The following is an 18,055-nucleotide window of genomic DNA, read 5'->3' on the forward strand; positions in this document are numbered from 1 at the left end:
ATATATGGATGGATGGAGCGTATGTGATTATTGTCACGCTGATAGGGAGGAGAACGCACAAAAAAGTCAGGTGAAAGTTAGGAACACATCAACAAATACGCTCCTTATTCTACACCTGACGATCGAATATTTGACAGAAAACAATAGGATGGCAATCCATTGGATCTGAGTATGTTTTGTAATAAATTACTGAATAATTTAAAGCAGCTTTTTCAGTTGGGACACCCGGCCTTGTGAGATATCGAGCATTTCGGCATATACCTTTTGCGGCAGGTTGGGATGTTCCTGAATCAGCTTTCGGAGCTTTTTTACCATTTCTCCTTGCTGGACTCTGGCTTGTTTAGGCTGCCAGGTTGTATGGTTACGAACCGGCTTGGTATGTTCTTGAGCCTGGATGGCTTCGGTGCTAGTGGGATGTACATTTTCCTCTGTCTTTAATACCTGAATGCAATCGGCGCAAATAAAGCTATCACGAAAATAAGTCAAATGATCAACTGCGCCGCAAAATTTGCAGGATACACCTGTATATTTCCTTAATACAAATCCTTCTTCATTCACGAAAAATTCGAGCGAATCACCAATATTGATATCCATCGTGGTGCGCATTTCCTTGGGAAGCACGATTCGCCCCAATTGATCCAGAGGCCGTGTCATTCCGGTATTTTTCATAAACCTTTCCTCCTTCGATTGTATATCCTGATTATACCAAAAAATATTATTTTTTGCTTTGTTTATTGAAGAAAATATACAATTTTTTTTATGCATTTATCATATACCTTCACACGTATTGCCGGGGGCAGAAGATGGTTTATAATATAAATATCGACTGTTGGAGTAAGAGGCTGCGAAGTATCGTGGCCTCTCCCTAATCCGGTAAGTGCTTTACCGCCTACAGTTGAACATTTTTCAGGGTTTTAGGATTCTTTGAAATGATCTCAACTTGTAAGGAAGATGACTATGAAAAGCAACAAAATCTCAATGAAGGAAATTGCACAATTAAGTGGAGTTTCTGTAGCAACCGTTTCCAGGGTCATCAATGAGAACGGGCGTTATTCGGATGAAACCCGTCAAAGAGTGATGGACATTATAAGTAAGTATCAATACGAGACAAACAGTATTGCGAAAAGCTTGCGTATGAACAAATCACAGACAATCGGTGTGCTGGTGCCCGACATTAACAACGAATTCTTTTCGGTGATCGTACAGGAAATTGAAAGATTTTTTTTCGATCTGGGCTATTCGACGATTATTTGCAACACAGCCAAGAGCGCCGAAAAAGAAAAAGAATATTTGAAAATATTGGACAGTAAAATGGTCGATGGTCTGGTTTGTATATCTGGTCAGGAGGAAGTGCTGACAGATGTATTAAAACGGAAGATACCTATTGTATGTATTGACCGCCGTCCAAAGATTGACTCTAATGTTGCTTTTATAGCATCTGATCATTATGCTGGCGGGTTTATGGCAACCGAAGAGCTCATTCAAAAAGGGTGTCGTCGCATTTTGGTACTCACTAAACAGCAAAACCTTTCATCCGTGAATGAACGTTTAAACGGGTTTAGTGATGCGATGTTAAAGCACAATCTCATGCTAGGTAAAGAGCAATATGTTGCTATTCATAGCGATCATAACAACCTGGATGCAGCTAAACAAAAGGTGCAGCAGTTGATTGAAAACAAGATGAAGTTTGACGGTATTTTTGCTACCAATGACTGGCTGGGACTGGGTGCCTTGCTTGCTTTGCAGGAAAACGGGATACAAGTTCCCGACGAGGTTAAAATTGTGGGCTTTGACAATGACACGATTTCCAAGTACTGCAATCCTCCTTTGACGACCATCAATCAGGATAAGGCTGCTTTGGCAGATAAGGCCTGCGGCATTTTGCTGGAGATGATTGAAGGGAAGACGCCAAGTGGTGAGCAGCAGCAATTGTTGCCGGTTAGTTTGGTGGAAAGACAGACAACTTAATGGAGATCAAGATCAAGTAATGACATGAGTGATAGAAGGAGTGCTTCGGCGTTGTTGCTGGGGTCCTCCTTTTTCGTTATGATATATTAAAACGCTTTCATACACCTTTTCATCATATTTTGATTGGGATAAGGAGATGACGGATATGAGTCATGAAACAACGGATTTAGAATATCTTTTTCAAAATCCGAAGATTCATCTGGACGAACGTGTACGGGATTTGGTATCCCGGCTAACCTTGGAGGAAAAGATTGAATCCATGCTGCAATATCAGCCTGCCATTGAACGATTGGGGGTCGCCGCCTACAAGCATGGTACGGAAGCAGCACATGGTATAGCCTGGTTGGGAGAGGCGACTTCTTTTCCGCAACCTGTGGGGTTGGCTTGCACGTGGGATACGGAGCTGATGCGACAAGTCGGCTCGGTCATTTCGGATGAAGCGCGTGTCTACTACCGCCGTGACCCGGCGCTAAATGGACTGACGTTGTGGGCACCAACCGTAGATATGGAGCGTGATCCGCGCTGGGGGCGTAATGAGGAAGCGTATGGAGAAGACCCGTATTTGACGGGAGAGCTGGCAAAGGAATTGGTCAAAGGGATACAGGGCGATCATCCGGTATATTTGAAAGCGGTTGCGACATTAAAGCATTTCCTCGGTAACAATAACGAGGTGGACCGGGGAAGTGATTCCTCCAGCATAGACCCGCGAAACCTGCGTGAATACTATCTGAAAGCCTTCGAAAAGCCTTTTACAGAAGGCAAAGCCCAGTCCATGATGACCTCTTATAACCTAATTAATGGGACACCTGCTACGCTGTATCACGGTGTTAACGATATTGTCAGGGACGAATGGGGAATGGACGGCTTTGTGGTCAGTGATGCCGGTGATGTGATGGGGATCGTAAAGGATCATCAGTATTATGACTCCCACACGCCGGGTGTGGCTGAATCTATTCGCGCGGGGATCGACAGCATTACGGATGATGCGGATTTGTCCAAGCAGGCCATTCGTGATGCTTTGGCGCAAGGAACGCTGCAAGAAACGGATCTGGATCAGGCGTTGTTCCATACATTTCGTGTTCGCTTTCGTCTGGGGGAATTTGATCCGGCGACAGACAATCCCTATGCCTTGATCGGGGAAGAGGCCCTGATGACAGAGCAAGCCCGTGAACTGTCCTTGCGTGCAGCGAGGGAGCAGATCGTATTACTGAAAAATGAGCACAAGCTCCTGCCGCTGGACCCTATGGGGTGCGGCACGGTGGCGGTAATCGGGGCACTCGGCAATGAGGTATACCGCGACTGGTATTCCGGTACTCTTCCATATCGGGTGACACCGTTGGAAGCGATTCGCGCCAAGCTGGAAAGCGAAGGCGGGCAGGAGCGCGTCGTATACCGCGATGCCAAGGATCGAGTGACCTTCGCGGCGGCGACTGACGGAGCGAAGCTTATGGTCAATTCTTCCGGTGATATGCGGCTGTCCCTTGATGCCGAGCCGACGATTTTGACCGTGAGCGATTGGGGCTACGGCAGCGTCACGTTGACCGACGAGCGTTTGGGCACCTATGTGACGAGCGATGAGGAGACGCTTCGTGTGACGGCTAAGGAAGCGTATGGCTGGTATGTCAAAGAAGTCTTCGGGGTGACTCCTGTTGAAAACGGAGGTAGTCTGTGGACGACCTGGAACGGCAAGCCTGTGATCACAGGGCCAGAGGGCACATTGAAGGTAGCCGAGGCTGCGAGTTCCGCGCCTAACGCAGTAACGGGCAACGGGACGATGGCTTCGATAGCCCCGGAAGTAGATACAGCTTTCCGGGTAGATACAGTGTCAGATGGTGTAGCGGAAGCGATAGCCGCCGCCCAAGCGGCAGATACGGCAATCGTATTCGTCGGCAATCACCCGCTGATTAACGGCAAGGAAGAGAATGACCGTCCGGGTCTTGAACTGGCAGCATCCCAACAGCGGCTCATTGAGGAAGTGTATCGGGTAAACCCAAATACCATTGTGGTTCTGACGGGCAGCTATCCGTTTGCCATCCCTTGGGTGCAGGAGCATATTCCTGCTATCGTATACACGTCTCATGCCGGGCAGGAGCATGGCACAGCAATTGCAGATGTGTTGTTTGGGGATTATGCGCCAGCGGGCCGTTTGAATATGACATGGTATCAAGCGGAGGATCAATTAGGTGATATCAAGGATTATGATATTATTCGCGGCGGACGTACCTACCAATATTTTGAAGGTGAACCCTTGTACGCATTCGGCCACGGTTTGACGTATTCTCCATTTGAGTACAGCCATGTGCGTACAGATGCCCAAGCGCCCGATACGAACGATAGCTCTGTCACTGAAGGTAGCGTCAACTCTCTTGCTACACTTGATGCCTCGGATACTCTGAAAGTGTGGGTGGATGTGACCAATCAGGGCATAACCGCCGGGGAAGAGGTTGTACAATTATATGTGCGGTCCGGGGCCTCACGGGTCAAGCGACCGTTGAAGACGCTTTGCGGATTCCAGCGTATTCGTCTGGAGCCGGGCGAGACGCGAACGATTACATTTACGGTGCGGGTAAAGGAATGGGCAATTTGGGATGTCACACGGGATCGCTATTGTGTTGAATCAGGCGAATATACATTGCTGGCAGGCGCTTCTTCAGCGGATATCCGGCTGGAACACCGGGTTCACGTTCGAGGCGAAGCTATTCCACCTCGCCAAGTCGGACAAAGCATCCGCGCTGAAAACTTTGATGATTGCTCTGGTATTCTGCTGGATGAAAGCAAGGAGCATAAGGAGGCCTGTGTTCGTCCGCGCTCACCTCAGCGTCCCGGCTGGATTGCCTTTCACGGCGTCGAGTTGGGAACGGCGGGTGTGACCCGACTTCAGTGCCGCGTGTCAGGCAATCGCAGTGATGCGGCGCTGGAGCTTCGCTTGGATGCACCGGATGGCGAAGCTGTAGCACGTATGAACGTCGGTGATACGGGAGGGGCACAAGCATGGGTTACGCTTTCCGAAGCACTGGGCACAGCTTCAGGTACACGTGATTTGTACTTGTGGTTGAGTGGTGAAGTACGACTGAGTCACTTTACTTTACGCGCTTCGATTACAGCGGATTCCGGCCTTCAGGCTTGAACTTGCTTCTGACTTCACGTACAATGCATTCAACGAAGTTTCTACAGCTTAGGGGTGTCATTTCATTTGAATAGTGAGAAAAGACTACGCACCGCAACGCCCAAATGGCTTGGAATCGCGGTCAAGGCGCTTGTCTATTTGGAAAAGCATGGAGAACTGTGTGCCAGCGGTTCCATTGCCCGCTCCATTGACTGCGAAGTAACCTTGGTGCGCAGGGTGCTGACGCGACTTGTACAGGCAGATTTAATTGCGGCACGCGAAGGCCGCGAGGGGGGCTATGTGCTTACCCGCTCGGCAGATCATATTACACTCGCCGATATATACCACGCCATTGAAATATGCGATCCGATTTTTCCCGGCATGATGCATGAGCCGCAGAGCAGCCCTTTTTGCGAGGATTTGGCGACAGCCATATCGGAAATTGTAGCCGAGAGCGAACGCCGGATGCTGGAAGTATGGGAATCCCATACCCTGGCTTCGCTTGCCAAGCGTACCACGCTGGTGGTGGGCGGTTGTCATCGTGAAGGCAAGGATGCCAAGGCTTCTTCCAAAGGGGATTAACACATTTTTTTTCAAAACGGATAATAGCCGATACGACTCTTCCGAGAGAGGGTTGTATCGGCTATTTCTGTAGGGTTATACCTGATAGGAGCAGACCCGATTACGCCCTGCATTTTTAGCTTCGTATAGTGCTTTATCCGCCTGTTCCAGCAAAGCAGCCCCGGACATATCCCCCCCGGTATCGGGAAAGGTCGTTACACCGATAGACACCGTGACTTTAAGAACAAGCCCGTCCGATAAAACGAACTCGTACTGATCTACCCCACCAAGGATCTGATTCGCTATGCGTAACGCTTGCCGGAAAGCACAATTCGGCAGAAGTACGGTGAATTCCTCCCCGCCGCTGCGGGTTACCACATCAGAGGAGCGACATTTGTCTATCAAAATCTGACCTAGCTGACGCAGCACCGCATCCCCGGCCGCATGACCGTAGGTATCGTTCACTTCCTTAAAATGATCAATATCCAATACAAGTACAGATAGATGCTCATGACGTTGACGAGCTTGAGGAAGCTGCTCTTCCAATGAAAATTCGAGCTGTCTTCTGTTGCTTAAATTGGTGAGATGATCTGTATAGGAGGTATGCTCCAGACGAAGTAACAGCTCATTGGAGGTATTGATGGACTCAGCAATGAGATACAGAAGAAATCCGCCTGCCATAGAAACAATAAAATGGAGTGGATAAACGTCCAGAACATCATTAATATCATTCAAATTAATTGTGAGAGAGCAGAAAATAATGCCCAAAGCGAAAACGTTCATCATCATCATCTTCGTTAAACGTGACCAGGACAGATGTGACAGCAGAGCGCAACCCAGGCCCACGAGCATCATAAAAAAAGCCCCCACAATGGCTTGAGTGGTGATACCAAACAGCATTAATCTGCCTAAGCATATAAATAGGGTAGCCATGAGTGTTGCCGGTCCGCCAATGTAAGCTGCCGTAGCTACGATGGCCAGATGACGAAGATCGGCAATTGTATTAAAACCCACTGGGAACGAATAGTACATCAAGATAATGCCGTAGCCACCAAATAGAGCGCCACCGATCCAATGAGCCTTGCGTTTTAAATTTTGGAGACGTATTTTATATCTTTGCGATATGAGACCGGTTATGTACAGAAAGGTGACAAGAATACAGGTATTTACAAAAAACGTACTAAACAAGATGCTGACCCTCCCGAGAGGCATATTACTTCATTTTATCAAAAAAAATGTCACTAAGCTTGAAAATGAAGAACTTTATTGAAATTTAATACGTTAGCGTGGATTATAGCGTTTCGTTCCTGCGTTTAATGCATAAATGGGAATAGATTGAGCATACTCCAAATATGAAATAATCAGGAAAAAATAGGTGGAATATATTACTACCACTCTGGAAATGAGGTTTGTTCATGATTCGCTATCCCTATCGCAAACATAACAAAAAGTCGGATGCGGACAAAAATAATAAAAATTCTTCGCGTTATTTAAAGATCGAAGCTCATTTGGAAACCAACTTGCAGCAATTTAAGGAATTGACGTCCAACAGCCCGGACTTCCTGATTCGCCGCTTTAGTCTGAGGTTGAAGGCAGACGTCCCTGCGGCCATTGTATTTCTGAGTAGTATGGTCAAGACGGATATGGTGAATGAACTCGTCATGAAATCATTGCTTAGCCATCCATCTGCCGAGGTGGCTGCCGAGGCAAAAAGTGCAGAAGAGCTTTTCAGTCGGATACAGAGTCATGCGCTCGAACTGGGTGAAGTGAAGGAATGTGATGATTGGAACTCCATGATGGAGCAAATATTGACGGGATATACGATTATTTTACTGGAAGGCTGTGAAAAAGCCATTGCATGCGGTACACGTGGAGGAGAGGCGCGGGCGGTCGCTGAGCCCACTACACATACTGTCGTCAGCGGACCGAAAGAAGGATTTGTAGAATCACTGTTTACAAACATCTCTCTTATACGCCGACGGATTAAAAGCTCCGATCTTGCGATAGAGATGTTCAAAGTGGGAAATACGTCCCTCACGAATGTCGCCATGCTGTATATGAAGACTATTGCAGATCAAAGTGTCATAGATGAGGTTCGCAGACGGGTAAAATCTATCAATATTGATGCGATATTTGAATCCGGCATGGTAGAAGAGATGATACAAGATCATTATCTAACCCCTTTACCGACCATTTATAACTCGGAAAGACCCGATACGATTAGCAGCAACATTATGGAGGGGCGAGTAGCGCTCATTGTGGATGGAACCCCGTTTGTGCTAGTTATGCCTACGGTATTTGCTCAATTTTTTCAGAGCTCTGCAGATTATTCGGAACGTTTCAGCATGGTGATCGTCGTGCGGCTCATCCGGTATATCAGCTTTATTATTCTGATCCTGGGACCGTCTCTCTACATTGCCTTAACGACGTATCATTATGAAATGATACCGACCCCACTGCTCATCAGCATAATGGCGCAGCGGGAATTTGTTCCTTTTCCGGCATTTATAGAAGCGTTTATTTTGGAGGTCACCTTTGAGATCTTGCGTGAAGCTGGTATTCGAATGCCGCGTGTGGGCGGGCAGACCGTATCCGTTATCGGTGCGCTTGTATTGGGACAAGCGGCTGTGGAGGCTGGACTCGTCACCCCGCTGCTCACAATTGTAGTAGCGCTGACGGGGATTGCCAGCTACGCCATTCCGGCATATAACATGGCGACTGCCGGAAGACTGTTCCGGTTTGCCTTTATGTTGCTGGCTGCGTTTATGGGCTTGTTCGGTATAACATTGGGGCTGATTGCGCTGATTGCTCACATGAACAGCCTGCGCTCCTTCGGTGTGCCCTATATGGCTCCCTTCAGTCCCTTTATACTGGAGAACCAAAAGGATGCTGTATTGCGGCTCCCATTCTGGATGATGCAGGAACGTCCTAAAAGTATTACATCTACGAATCAGAAACAAATGAAGGATGGAAGTGCGAGTTCCCCTTCCAATGAAACTACACCGCAGGAGGGGGGCGCTCAGGGTGCATCAGGGGAAGGGGAATGAACGAAGCACAGCAACCTTCAAGTGGAGAATGCGGGTTCTGAGTTTGGTAGGACTGTTATGGATTCCATTTATATCCGGTTGCTGGGATTCAGTGGAGCTAAATCAGAGAGCGATAGTAGCGGCTATAGGCATTGATATGGATGGAGAATCCGGTTATGAAGTTTCTCTACAGGTTATCGTGGCGAGTGAAATCTTAGGAAATAAAGGAAGGGGAGATAGCCCTGTCGTGTTATACCAGCAGAAGGGAAGAAGCATATATCAAGCAATCCGCAGGGCGTCGCAGAAGATCCCGCGGGATATTTCCCTCTCCCATGTGAGGCTTGTTGTTCTTGGAGAGAAGCTGGCCCGCCATGGAATCGGGCATACCCTTGATTTCATGGAGAGGTATGTAGAAACCCGATCAACGATGAAAATGATGGTGGCCCGCGGTAAAACTGGAAAGGATGTATTGGCATCCATGACCGCGATGGGCCGCATTCCGGCTAGAGACATCTCAGGAAAATTAGAAAGATCCCAACGTATGTACGCAGGTCATTACTCAGTGAATCTGGATGATGTTATTCGCGGCATGTCCAATAAGGGCGGAGGGCCTGTCATTACCGGTGTAGAAGTAGATGGTGATTTGGAACAAGCCCGCAAGTCTAAATTGGAGACCACTATTCCAGAAGCTATGGTTCACATTAAGGGGATGGGAGTGTTTCGAAAGGATCGTCTCATCTATTGGTTGGACGATGATAAAGCCGTTGGTTTGTCCATGGTGAATAACAAGATAACAGGATCCGAAATGGTGCTGGATTACGGTAAGGAAAGTGGAGTTATCGGTATCACCACTGTATTTTCGCGGACGCGAATACACAGTCTGATGGAACGAGGTAAGCCTGTATTTATAGTTGATCTAGAACAGACGGGTTCCATAGACGAGGTCGAGAGTGCAATTGACATGAAAAATCCACAGGTGATGAAATATTTGCAATATCAATGGTCGAGGGAAACCAGGAAGATTATGGATTCGGTTATCAGGGACGTTCAGCGTATGCACAGCGATGTTCTCGGATTTGGGCATGAACTGGAAATGAGTCACCCTACACAATGGGAGAAGCTTTCTTCTCAGTGGAGCCGACATTTTGCAGAGAGTGCTGTTCGTGTTCATGTAACTTCGGTAATAAAGCAATCGCAGACGCTGATAGAACGCCATTCGAGGAGCGATACGGATTAGTGAATTAAGGAAGGTGAGGACACTGTGAAGAAGGAGCAAGTGATAGATGCAATGGAGATGATCTCCTTAATGTTACTGTTTGAATTAGGAACCACGGTGATTTCTATCCCTGGGAGGGATGCGGGTAAGGATGCATGGCTAGCTATCTTATTGTCTACGGGCTTCGGCGCTCTCCTTTTCTTTTGCTACGGCACTCTTCATCGGCGTTTCCCTGGCATGCTGCTGACCCAGTACATCAAGGTGATTACGGGTAGAAAAGTAGGAAGTGTACTTGCTTTCCTGTATATTTTGTTCTTTCTGTACGGCGGGACGCGTGATTTGAGAGATGCCGGTATTCTGATTTCTGATACCACTCTTTTTCGTACACCGTTGGCTGTAATAAGCGCCCTGATCATAGGGGTAGTGATGTACGTAATGTATTTGGGAATTGAGGCCGCTGGACGGACAGCGATTTGGCTGTTGTCCTTTCTACTATTGCTGGGCTTGACTACAACTATCTTGCTCTCGTTATCCGGCTCTATAGACTGGAAGAATATGATGCCCATAGCTCAGCATGGCTGGGGGGAAATATGGAAGGCGGTTTATACCGAAGGCATTATGCTCCCGTTCGGCGAGATGGTTACGTTTACGATGATTCTTCCTTCGTTAAAAAAAGATTATCGTGCCAATGTTGTGGGTATTACTTCTGTGCTGCTGGGAGGCATAGCCTTTTCCTTGATTGCGTTGATAAATGTGCTGGTTCTAGGAGAAGATTTGTTCCAGCGAGCAACATACCCGCTGCTCACGATGATCGGCAAGGTGGAAATAACGGATTTTATCGACAGGCTGGATGTGATTGGCGTTATGACCGTTATCATTGTAGACTTTTTTAAAATTTTTATTTTCTTTTATGCGGCGGTTAAAGCAGGAAGCGATGTACTGCGTGTTCCTCCCGACAGATTGTTGTTGCCATTTGGACTGATTATGCTTACCTCCTCCTTGCTAATGGCCCAAAGCTATCAAGAGCATATTGCCATAGGTCAGTTTGTGCTTAAGTGGATGTTTCCGACATTTTCAGTGATATTTCCTCTTTTGCTGCTTATCGTGTCAGGATTCCGAAAAAAAGGTAGCAGTAAAGGAAAAGGGAATGCTTCATAAGACACTATCTTAATGTTGAACGACACGTCAGTATCATTTACTTGCCCCGTTATTTGTTGTTACCTCTTTTGCCTTGTTGCTCTTTTGTAATGGAAGCAGAGGTGGAGGCGGGAACACTCAGAAATCGTGACCATCGAGAGAAAAGAAAGCGAAATGTGTATCCAATTTGCTTTTTACCTACGGTAACCAAGAGCAGCAGTAGCATTCCTGCCAAGACGATATATTCGGATGGTCGCGTGGTGCGAAAAGCCAATAACATAGGCTCCCAGGGATTATGAATACCGAATAGCCAATTTACCAGCAGATTGGTTCCGAGAATGAGTACCATAAAGAGTGTGAATATCCAGAGTATTTTCATCAAATATCCCCCTCGTGTGTATGAGTTGAACGTATATCTTGTATACATTGTGTTGCAAAGTGGCTCAATTTATCCGATTCCATTGACTTGAAATGAATTAGGATTTATACTTATTCTAAATTAATTTTTGTTATGATTATAAGTTGAGAATAAATATAATCTGCGTTCGTTAAGGGAGATGCGGTATGAGAACTTTGAATTTAACTTCGCAGCGCCAAGCAGTGTACGATGTGGTCCGTGAGGCCCACGATCATCCCACTGCGGCTGACGTTATGAACCGGTTGATGGAGCGGGGATATAATCTTGCCTATGGAACGGTCTATAATTCACTGCGTTATTTGACGGATAAGGAATTAATCCGCGAATTAAAGCTGGGGGAGGCCGCCAGCCGTTATGATGGGCGGATGGACGACCACCAGCATATTATCTGTCAGGTGTGTGGACAGGTAGATGAAGTGATGAGCGAGGTTCCACATGATTGGATTGAGACGGTTGCGCATGAAACGGGGTACACTATTGCCCATGCCCATGTCGTATTCGGAGGAGTGTGTCAGGAATGCCAAAGCAAGCGAATCAGGTAACGAATCAGCTCAAAGCGGCAGATATGCCGAGACGGGTGAAGGGCATCTGGACCTCCATGATGTCAGTTCCCTCTGTCCCTGCGTTCCAGGCGGTTCCTTCCAATGAGCCGTTGTACTGTCCGACGACGCGTCGCATCGTTCTGATCAGCTCGGTTCCAGGTGTGGTTCACGGCTTGGTGCGTACGTTGTCAGATGCATGCTTTGACGTGATGGTTTTCCACCGCTGGGAGCCTGAAGTACAACGTCATCTGGGAAGCGATCTGTTGATTTACGATTTGACCGCTACGGATACACGGAGTGAATTACTGGATATCCGTAATCGTCTTGAGGCGGAACAGATGAATGACACACCCGTCATGTATGTGATTCAGGATCGGATGGCTGTACGTGCGCATGAGCTGCTTCCTTCGGAAGAAGTTCTGGTATGGCCGCTGGCTTCCAATCATATGGTGCATGATATTGAACGGATGATTGTACGTCATCCGGCAGCTTCCCGGCAGGCTGTGCAAGGCAGCCGTCGTACGGTGTTCAAGGACATCTGGATTGACCGTGATAAAATGTTAGTATATAAAGAAGAGAGTCAATTGAATCTGACCAAAACGGAATACGACTTGCTGTTGAAGCTGATGGATGCTCAAGGCAAAGTCATTTCTCGTGAGCAGATGATGCACGATATCTGGGAGACGGATTTTGTAGGCGGCAGCAATGTCGTGGATGTGCATGTCAAAAGCTTGCGCAAGAAGCTGGGCGACCGGCCTGCGGAGCCTGAATATATAGCAACGGTAAGAGGTGTAGGCTACAGATTGGCGGATTGAACGGAAGCTGATCAGGCTATGAATTGCCGCCGGATGGAGACATTCGGCGGATGTATATAAATCCCTTTGAAGAAACTGACATTAGGTGTGACGGTTGACTTTATCAGGATATATACACTACAATCGGTAGTGCGAGGTGCTTCTTATGAAACGACTGAATTTTAAAACTGGCGAAACCGGACTCAACCGTTTTTTTGGACCTCTGGAAGCCAAAATTATGGATATTTTATGGTCCACTTCGGATCGGAGCATCAAAGAAGTGCAGACCGCGTTGGAGGGGGATCGGGACTTTAATTTCAATACGGTGATGACCGTGATGAACCGTCTGGTGGAAAAGGGAATACTGAGCAAGAGTATACGTGGGAGAACGTCTTTGTATCGACCGGTTTTGAGCAGGGAAGAATTCAGGGATGAACAGTCCAAGGAGTTAAGCCACGAACTGGTGGATGAATTCGGCCCACTCGCTGTAAATCATATGATTGATGCTCTGGAGGTGGCCGATCCTATGCTGATCGAACGTCTGGAACAAAAAATTAAACAATGGAAAAAGGATATATAGACGATGTGGAAAACACGTTCTAAATTACTGTTTACAGCAGGCGCCTTTATTTCGGGTTTCGCCCTTATACAGATGGGTATGTACGCCGGGCAGCATATTTTCGGCTGGAAATTGGATTTTAACGTGTTTCAGATTTGTAGAAGTCTGTTGCAGAACTACGGAATTGGCTACATGGTGGATGCGCTCAGTGGACTCGTCTTTCTCACCTTTGGGATTGCCGGGGTAGAAGCGATACGACAGTGTATGGCCACAAGGGCGGCTTTCCGCAGACTGCACCAGATGCGTGATTCGGTGCTTACGGAGGCTCTGGGTACACGATATCGCGACCTTGGAGCTGACCGGATTTGGGTCATTAATTACGCCAAGCCTGCCGCATTCACCATGGGCTTGTGGAAGCCACGTATTGTGCTGTCCTCCGCATTGCTGTCAGTACTGGACAAGCATGAGGAGGAGGCAGTTGTATACCATGAGGCGTATCATATGAAGCATTATGATCCGTTGAAGACCTGGCTGCTGCAAATGTGTGCTACATTGCTGTTTTATTTGCCTGTGCTGCGTCATATTACCAAGCTTTACAAGACAGCCCGCGAAATTTTGGCTGACAATGAAGCAATTAAACGCACAGGTTCACCAATGGGAATTGGAAGTGCATTGCTCAAACTGCTGAGAATGACGCCCGCGAATGCCCATCTGGTGAATTCCGCCGCTTGTTCCTCTTTTGCAGAAACGTCCATTAATTATCGGATCTCACGTATTTTGGACCCTCAGCAAGAGCTGGTAATCCAACTGCCCTGGCGTTCGATTATGTTTTCCGGTTATGTACTGGTGATGCTGACGCTTATGTTTGGACTGGCGTTAATGTAGTTTGGCAAGTTATATCCTAATGGGTGGCGCTTTACGCGCTACCGATTATTGATATGTAATACACTACACATTGTAGTGTTTATTACCTAATCTGTACACAACCTAAAAGGAGATGAGCATATGAATCAAACACTTACGAATATTGGATTACTGTTGGTACGAATCTTTACAGGAGTCATTTTCAGTGTTCATGGATTACAAAAATTTCAGGGACTGGACGGAACCTCCGGCTTCTTCCAAAGTATCGGACTTCCTGGTTGGTTGGCTCCTGTGGTCGCTACAGTTGAGCTAGTTGGCGGTATTGCACTGGTACTGGGTATTGGAACACGACTTGCCGGAGCAGCATTGACCATCGTTATGATCGGTGTATTGCTGACTGCTAAAAAAGGACAGCCCTTTGGCTCAATTGAATTTGATCTGCTGGTTCTGTTCGCCAGTCTTCAGCAAGCACTTGTTGCTGGACGTTTTCTGGCGGTGGATCAGTTGTTTGGCCGTAAAAAGCCTGAAAGCAGTAACGTACAGGTCTAAATGATCATATAAACCGCGTCCTTAGTCTCAGGGCGCGGTTTTTTTGTTTTGCTCATTTACGAAAATTGGATGTAAATCATTTGCTTTATTTAACCGATATAACTTCCATCGAGTGTAATTTCAAAAACATAGCTTTTCAAGTAAAGGGGAAAAACACATGGAAAAAATGCAAAAGAGAAAAACCATTTGGACACTCAGGAACAAGCTGATTTTAGGATTTTTACTTGTTTTGTTGGTCCCGAGCTTAAGTATATCTATCGCGACTTATAATTCATCGTTTAATGCTATGGAGAAGCAGCTCTACAGCAGTGCAAATCAGGGAGTAGCGACGGCTAATTCGGTTATTGATTATGCACTTGCCAGTAAAATCAAAGATGTGGGTTATTTAGCTAAGGGACTCGACAGCTCCATGATTGATGGTCGAAACAGCCCGTTGATTCAGCCCAAGCTGATTCAATACATAGGTCTGCACGAGGATGCGACCGATATTTTTGTCGGTACAACAGAGGGCTTGATGATCCGCGGCGTACCCAAGGAGAACGAAGGTACATTTGATCCCCGCAAACGACCATGGTACATCGAAGCGATGAAGCAGCCCGGTAAGGTGATGATCACCCCTGTCATCATCAATTCTTCGGGTATTCCTGTTGTCGTGGTATCTCAAACGCTCCCCGATCAGTCTGGTGTTATCGGGATCTCTCTGAATCTGGAAAGTGTACGTAAACTGGCTTCCATCAAAGTGGGGCAAGAGGGATATATCATTATTTTGGATCATACGAAAAAATTTGTGGTCCACCCTACGGCTAAGCCGGGTACATCTCTTGATGCAAGCTTTATTAATGATATGTACGCTGCGCCGAGCGGGCAGTATACATATGTATATGAAGGTCAAGAGAAGTATCTGAACTATGCAACGAATAAGGAAACCGGCTGGAAAATTGCAGGAACCTTCTATCAATCCGAGATTAGCGCTGCCACCGCTGCCATGCGTTACGTAACCATTTTCGTGCTGGCAGCCTCGTTGGTGCTTGCACTTATTGCGATTTTCCTGATTACCCGTTCCGTCCTGGTGCCGATCCGCAGACTGCAAAAATCGGCAGAGCAGATCAGTGAAGGCGATTTGACAGGCGATTTGGAAACAGGAAAAACTGATGAGGTTGGTCAGTTGTCTTCCCACTTTCAAACGATGGTAGACAGCTTGCGCACGATGATTCGAAGCGTACACGAAACAACAGATCGGGTAAGTTCCTCGGCAGAGGAGCTGGCTGCGGGTGCAGATCAGACGACCAAAGCCATCGAGCATGTCACCATTGCTATTCAGGATGTAGCCGTAGGCAGCGAACACCAGGTCCAGAGTGTAAAATATGGCTCCGGGCGTATGGAGGAGCTTGCCCGGCAGGCTGAGAATGTATCTGAGCGTATGATGGGCGTATCTGAGAATGTGAAGCGAAATGCCGAGTCAGCTCAAGAGGGCAGCAAGGCAGCTACGCAAGCTGTACAGAAGATGCATGACATCGACGAGACGGTTAATGATCTGGGACAGGCGATGGATTCTCTTAGCGAGCGCTCCGGTGAAATTGTGAATATTATCAGCGTTATATCCGGAATTGCTAAACAGACGAATCTGCTGGCACTGAACGCGTCCATTGAGGCGGCACGCGCCGGGGATCATGGTAAAGGGTTTGCTGTGGTTGCGACAGAGGTACGTAAGCTGGCCGAGGAATCGGCCAAATCGGCTACCTTGATTTCGCAGCGTATTGATGCGATGCAGGTGGATATGAACCATGCTTTGGCAGCTATGCATCAAGCACGGACACGGGTTACGGAAGGAATTGATTCGGTAAGCACGTCGGAGCAATCCTTTGCAGAAATTAGCCATGCCGTGGAACGAGCGATGGAGCATATCAAAGATATTACCGGAGTGACACAGGAGATGGCTCGGGGAGCAGTAGGTGTCGTTGGAATTATGAGCGACATTTCCCAGATTTCGAACGAGGCAGCGGGCAACACGGAGTCGATTTCAGCCGCCGCTGAGCAGCAGCTCGCCTCTATTGAGGAAATTGCTTCTTCCTCAGCGGACCTGAGCCAAATGGCAGAGGAACTGCGCGAACTGGTCGGACGTTTCCAAGTGGAAGGAAAAGATCAATAAAACGATAAAAGCGCCCAGATACATGAGTTTATCTCATGTCCGGGCGCTTTTTTTGCATGCATTTTGCCACAACTTCTTTGTCGTAGATTTAAAGACTATCTTTGGAATGACTTGCGACGATCCAGCCGAAAACGCATGCGGCGCGGACTATCGGAAGTGCGTAGAGAACTTCTCTGAACCATATTGTTGAGCAGCAACGCGAAAATGACCAGCAATGTCCCGTACAGCTCAAAATGACTGATGGTATAGCCTTGGAAATACATAAGCACCAGTGTGGTAATTGGTACAAAGTTAATAAACAAAATTCCGTTCAGTGGTGACAGCATTCGGATTCCGGCATTCCAGCTCAGTAAGGCTGCAAGTCCTGGAAGCAGGATCATAAAGCTCATTTCATATTTGACCGACCATACATGCTGCCAGTCTGGTACCGCAACCCAGTTGAAGGCGGAGGCGGTTGCGACGACTACAAAGGAAACCAGAGTTCCGAGCAGGCAGGTTAAGGTAGAGTATCGAAGAGTGGACCACCCTGCAAAATGGCTGCCTCCCATGGAATACACGACCCATCCAATCACCCCTGCGAAAATGAGCAGCAACGGCAGCAAATGCTGTCCGGCGAGTGTGAAAAAGGCCCATTTTCCGTTCGTAATCACGAGTATAGCTCCAGCCAGTGCGATCATCATACTGATCAGTGTGTATTTTGGCGGCATTTTACGGGTCATGACCCATATCATCGCAATCGAAATCATCGGCATCAGCACTTCCATAATAGAAGCTACAATGGTACCTGCTGCACCCATCGCGTGCTGTCCCTGAAAAACGGCCATGTTGTAGATGGTAAATCCCATCGTACCGAAGAACAGCAACGTCTTGCCCTTGCCCTCAAAGCGAAATGCAGCCCGTCCCTCCTTGAGCCACAGCAGGACAATTAATATGAGCGTAACCGAGAAATAACGTAAAAATGAAAAGTACAGTGGATTGACTTGTTGCAATGCAATGTGCGAAACCGGAAACATGGCCCCCCAGGACATACTAGCGATCAGGCACAATAAAGATCCGGTCATGATTTGTCTATTCATGGTGAAAAAAAGCTCCTCCTTGCCGGCCTCAGCGGACATATCTTATGGACACATCATAATGGACAGGGAGCTGTTGGTAAAATGATTGAA

At 47.3% G+C, this 18,055-nt stretch carries 16 protein-coding genes; 12 read left to right on the forward strand and 4 right to left on the reverse strand.

Annotated elements, in window-relative coordinates; all coding sequences use genetic code 11:
• Positions 1–198: 198 nt before the first annotated feature.
• A complete protein-coding gene (locus tag ASL14_RS14220) occupies positions 199–669 on the reverse strand; it encodes an AbrB/MazE/SpoVT family DNA-binding domain-containing protein (RefSeq protein WP_134912066.1) in 471 nt (156 codons plus the stop codon).
• A 288-nt stretch (positions 670–957) separates the two neighbouring features.
• On the opposite strand from ASL14_RS14220, the gene ASL14_RS14225 reads away from it, so the two are divergent.
• The 3 genes from ASL14_RS14225 to ASL14_RS14235 all read left to right on the forward strand — a co-directional run bounded on the left by ASL14_RS14225 (position 958) and on the right by ASL14_RS14235 (position 5,656).
• Positions 958–1,968, forward strand: coding sequence for a LacI family DNA-binding transcriptional regulator (locus tag ASL14_RS14225; protein ID WP_134912067.1), 1,011 nt, complete (start codon positions 958–960; stop codon positions 1,966–1,968).
• 145 nt (positions 1,969–2,113) lie between these two features.
• Positions 2,114–5,095, forward strand: coding sequence for a glycoside hydrolase family 3 C-terminal domain-containing protein (locus ASL14_RS14230; RefSeq protein WP_134912068.1), 2,982 nt, complete (start codon positions 2,114–2,116; stop codon positions 5,093–5,095).
• A 66-nt stretch (positions 5,096–5,161) separates the two neighbouring features.
• Positions 5,162–5,656 (forward strand): Rrf2 family transcriptional regulator, encoded by a 495-nt coding sequence (locus ASL14_RS14235; RefSeq protein ID WP_134912069.1) that lies wholly within the window; start codon positions 5,162–5,164, stop codon positions 5,654–5,656.
• A gap of 75 nt (positions 5,657–5,731) precedes the next feature.
• Here ASL14_RS14235 and ASL14_RS14240 read toward each other — a convergent pair whose 3' ends face one another.
• A complete protein-coding gene (locus ASL14_RS14240) occupies positions 5,732–6,823 on the reverse strand; it encodes a diguanylate cyclase (RefSeq protein ID WP_134912070.1) in 1,092 nt (363 codons plus the stop codon).
• Between the two features lie 227 nt (positions 6,824–7,050).
• Here ASL14_RS14240 and ASL14_RS14245 point away from each other — a divergent pair, with 227 nt between their 5' ends.
• From ASL14_RS14245 to ASL14_RS14255, 3 genes are read left to right on the forward strand one after another with little or no spacing between them, the layout of a single operon-like run.
• The gene (locus ASL14_RS14245) at positions 7,051–8,682 is read left to right on the forward strand and encodes a spore germination protein (protein WP_134912071.1); all 1,632 of its coding nucleotides are present in this window, start codon (positions 7,051–7,053) and stop codon (positions 8,680–8,682) included.
• The gene (locus ASL14_RS14250; RefSeq protein ID WP_223263994.1) at positions 8,660–9,898 is read left to right on the forward strand and encodes a Ger(x)C family spore germination protein; all 1,239 of its coding nucleotides are present in this window, start codon (positions 8,660–8,662) and stop codon (positions 9,896–9,898) included. Before ASL14_RS14245 ends, ASL14_RS14250 begins: the two co-directional genes overlap by 23 nt.
• Positions 9,899–9,922: 24 nt before the next feature.
• Entirely contained in the window at positions 9,923–11,035 is a 1,113-nt protein-coding gene (locus tag ASL14_RS14255) for a GerAB/ArcD/ProY family transporter (protein WP_134912072.1), read from the forward strand.
• Between the two features lie 49 nt (positions 11,036–11,084).
• On the opposite strand, the gene ASL14_RS14260 is transcribed toward ASL14_RS14255, so the two are convergent.
• Positions 11,085–11,393 (reverse strand): YczF family membrane protein, encoded by a 309-nt coding sequence (locus ASL14_RS14260; RefSeq protein WP_134912073.1) that lies wholly within the window; start codon positions 11,391–11,393, stop codon positions 11,085–11,087.
• 185 nt (positions 11,394–11,578) lie between these two features.
• Between ASL14_RS14260 and ASL14_RS14265 the strand changes: the two genes are divergently transcribed.
• The 6 genes from ASL14_RS14265 to ASL14_RS14290 all read left to right on the forward strand — a co-directional run bounded on the left by ASL14_RS14265 (position 11,579) and on the right by ASL14_RS14290 (position 16,889).
• Entirely contained in the window at positions 11,579–11,974 is a 396-nt protein-coding gene (locus ASL14_RS14265; RefSeq protein WP_134912074.1) for a Fur family transcriptional regulator, read from the forward strand.
• Positions 11,950–12,789 carry a winged helix-turn-helix transcriptional regulator gene (locus tag ASL14_RS14270; RefSeq protein WP_134912075.1) on the forward strand — a complete coding sequence of 280 codons (840 nt, stop codon included), beginning with the start codon at positions 11,950–11,952 and terminating at the stop codon, positions 12,787–12,789. Before ASL14_RS14265 ends, ASL14_RS14270 begins: the two co-directional genes overlap by 25 nt.
• A 145-nt stretch (positions 12,790–12,934) precedes the next feature.
• The gene (locus ASL14_RS14275) at positions 12,935–13,348 is read left to right on the forward strand and encodes a BlaI/MecI/CopY family transcriptional regulator (RefSeq protein WP_014278583.1); all 414 of its coding nucleotides are present in this window, start codon (positions 12,935–12,937) and stop codon (positions 13,346–13,348) included.
• 3 nt (positions 13,349–13,351) lie between these two features.
• Positions 13,352–14,212, forward strand: a complete 861-nt coding sequence (locus ASL14_RS14280) for a M56 family metallopeptidase (RefSeq protein WP_134912076.1) — start codon at positions 13,352–13,354, stop codon at positions 14,210–14,212.
• A 120-nt stretch (positions 14,213–14,332) separates the two neighbouring features.
• Positions 14,333–14,740 (forward strand): DoxX family protein, encoded by a 408-nt coding sequence (locus ASL14_RS14285; RefSeq protein ID WP_134912077.1) that lies wholly within the window; start codon positions 14,333–14,335, stop codon positions 14,738–14,740.
• 157 nt (positions 14,741–14,897) lie between these two features.
• On the forward strand, positions 14,898–16,889 hold the full coding sequence (locus tag ASL14_RS14290; RefSeq protein ID WP_134912078.1) for a methyl-accepting chemotaxis protein: 1,992 nt from the start codon (positions 14,898–14,900) through the stop codon (positions 16,887–16,889).
• 95 nt (positions 16,890–16,984) lie between these two features.
• Here the strand turns inward: ASL14_RS14290 and ASL14_RS14295 are convergent, their stop codons facing one another.
• Positions 16,985–17,965: a DMT family transporter gene (locus ASL14_RS14295; RefSeq protein ID WP_189338160.1), complete on the reverse strand. Its 981-nt coding sequence runs from the start codon at positions 17,963–17,965 to the stop codon at positions 16,985–16,987.
• Between the last annotated feature and the right edge of the window lie 90 nt (positions 17,966–18,055).

This window comes from Paenibacillus sp. IHB B 3084, assembly GCF_001447315.1.
Classification (GTDB): Bacteria; Bacillota; Bacilli; order Paenibacillales; family Paenibacillaceae; genus Paenibacillus.

Bases quoted from the DNA above. Each gene is read 5' to 3' on its own strand.
- ASL14_RS14220 (WP_134912066.1), bottom strand. From the start codon at position 669: ATGAAAAATACCGGAATGACACGGCCTCTGGATCAATTGGGGCGAATC.
- ASL14_RS14225 (WP_134912067.1), top strand. From the start codon at position 958: ATGAAAAGCAACAAAATCTCAATGAAGGAAATTGCACAATTAAGTGGA.
- ASL14_RS14230 (WP_134912068.1), top strand. From the start codon at position 2,114: ATGAGTCATGAAACAACGGATTTAGAATATCTTTTTCAAAATCCGAAG.
- ASL14_RS14245 (WP_134912071.1), top strand. From the start codon at position 7,051: ATGATTCGCTATCCCTATCGCAAACATAACAAAAAGTCGGATGCGGAC.
- ASL14_RS14260 (WP_134912073.1), bottom strand. From the start codon at position 11,393: ATGAAAATACTCTGGATATTCACACTCTTTATGGTACTCATTCTCGGA.
- ASL14_RS14265 (WP_134912074.1), top strand. From the start codon at position 11,579: ATGAGAACTTTGAATTTAACTTCGCAGCGCCAAGCAGTGTACGATGTG.
- ASL14_RS14270 (WP_134912075.1), top strand. From the start codon at position 11,950: ATGCCAAAGCAAGCGAATCAGGTAACGAATCAGCTCAAAGCGGCAGAT.
- ASL14_RS14275 (WP_014278583.1), top strand. From the start codon at position 12,935: ATGAAACGACTGAATTTTAAAACTGGCGAAACCGGACTCAACCGTTTT.
- ASL14_RS14280 (WP_134912076.1), top strand. From the start codon at position 13,352: ATGTGGAAAACACGTTCTAAATTACTGTTTACAGCAGGCGCCTTTATT.
- ASL14_RS14285 (WP_134912077.1), top strand. From the start codon at position 14,333: ATGAATCAAACACTTACGAATATTGGATTACTGTTGGTACGAATCTTT.
- ASL14_RS14290 (WP_134912078.1), top strand. From the start codon at position 14,898: ATGGAAAAAATGCAAAAGAGAAAAACCATTTGGACACTCAGGAACAAG.
- ASL14_RS14295 (WP_189338160.1), bottom strand. From the start codon at position 17,965: ATGAATAGACAAATCATGACCGGATCTTTATTGTGCCTGATCGCTAGT.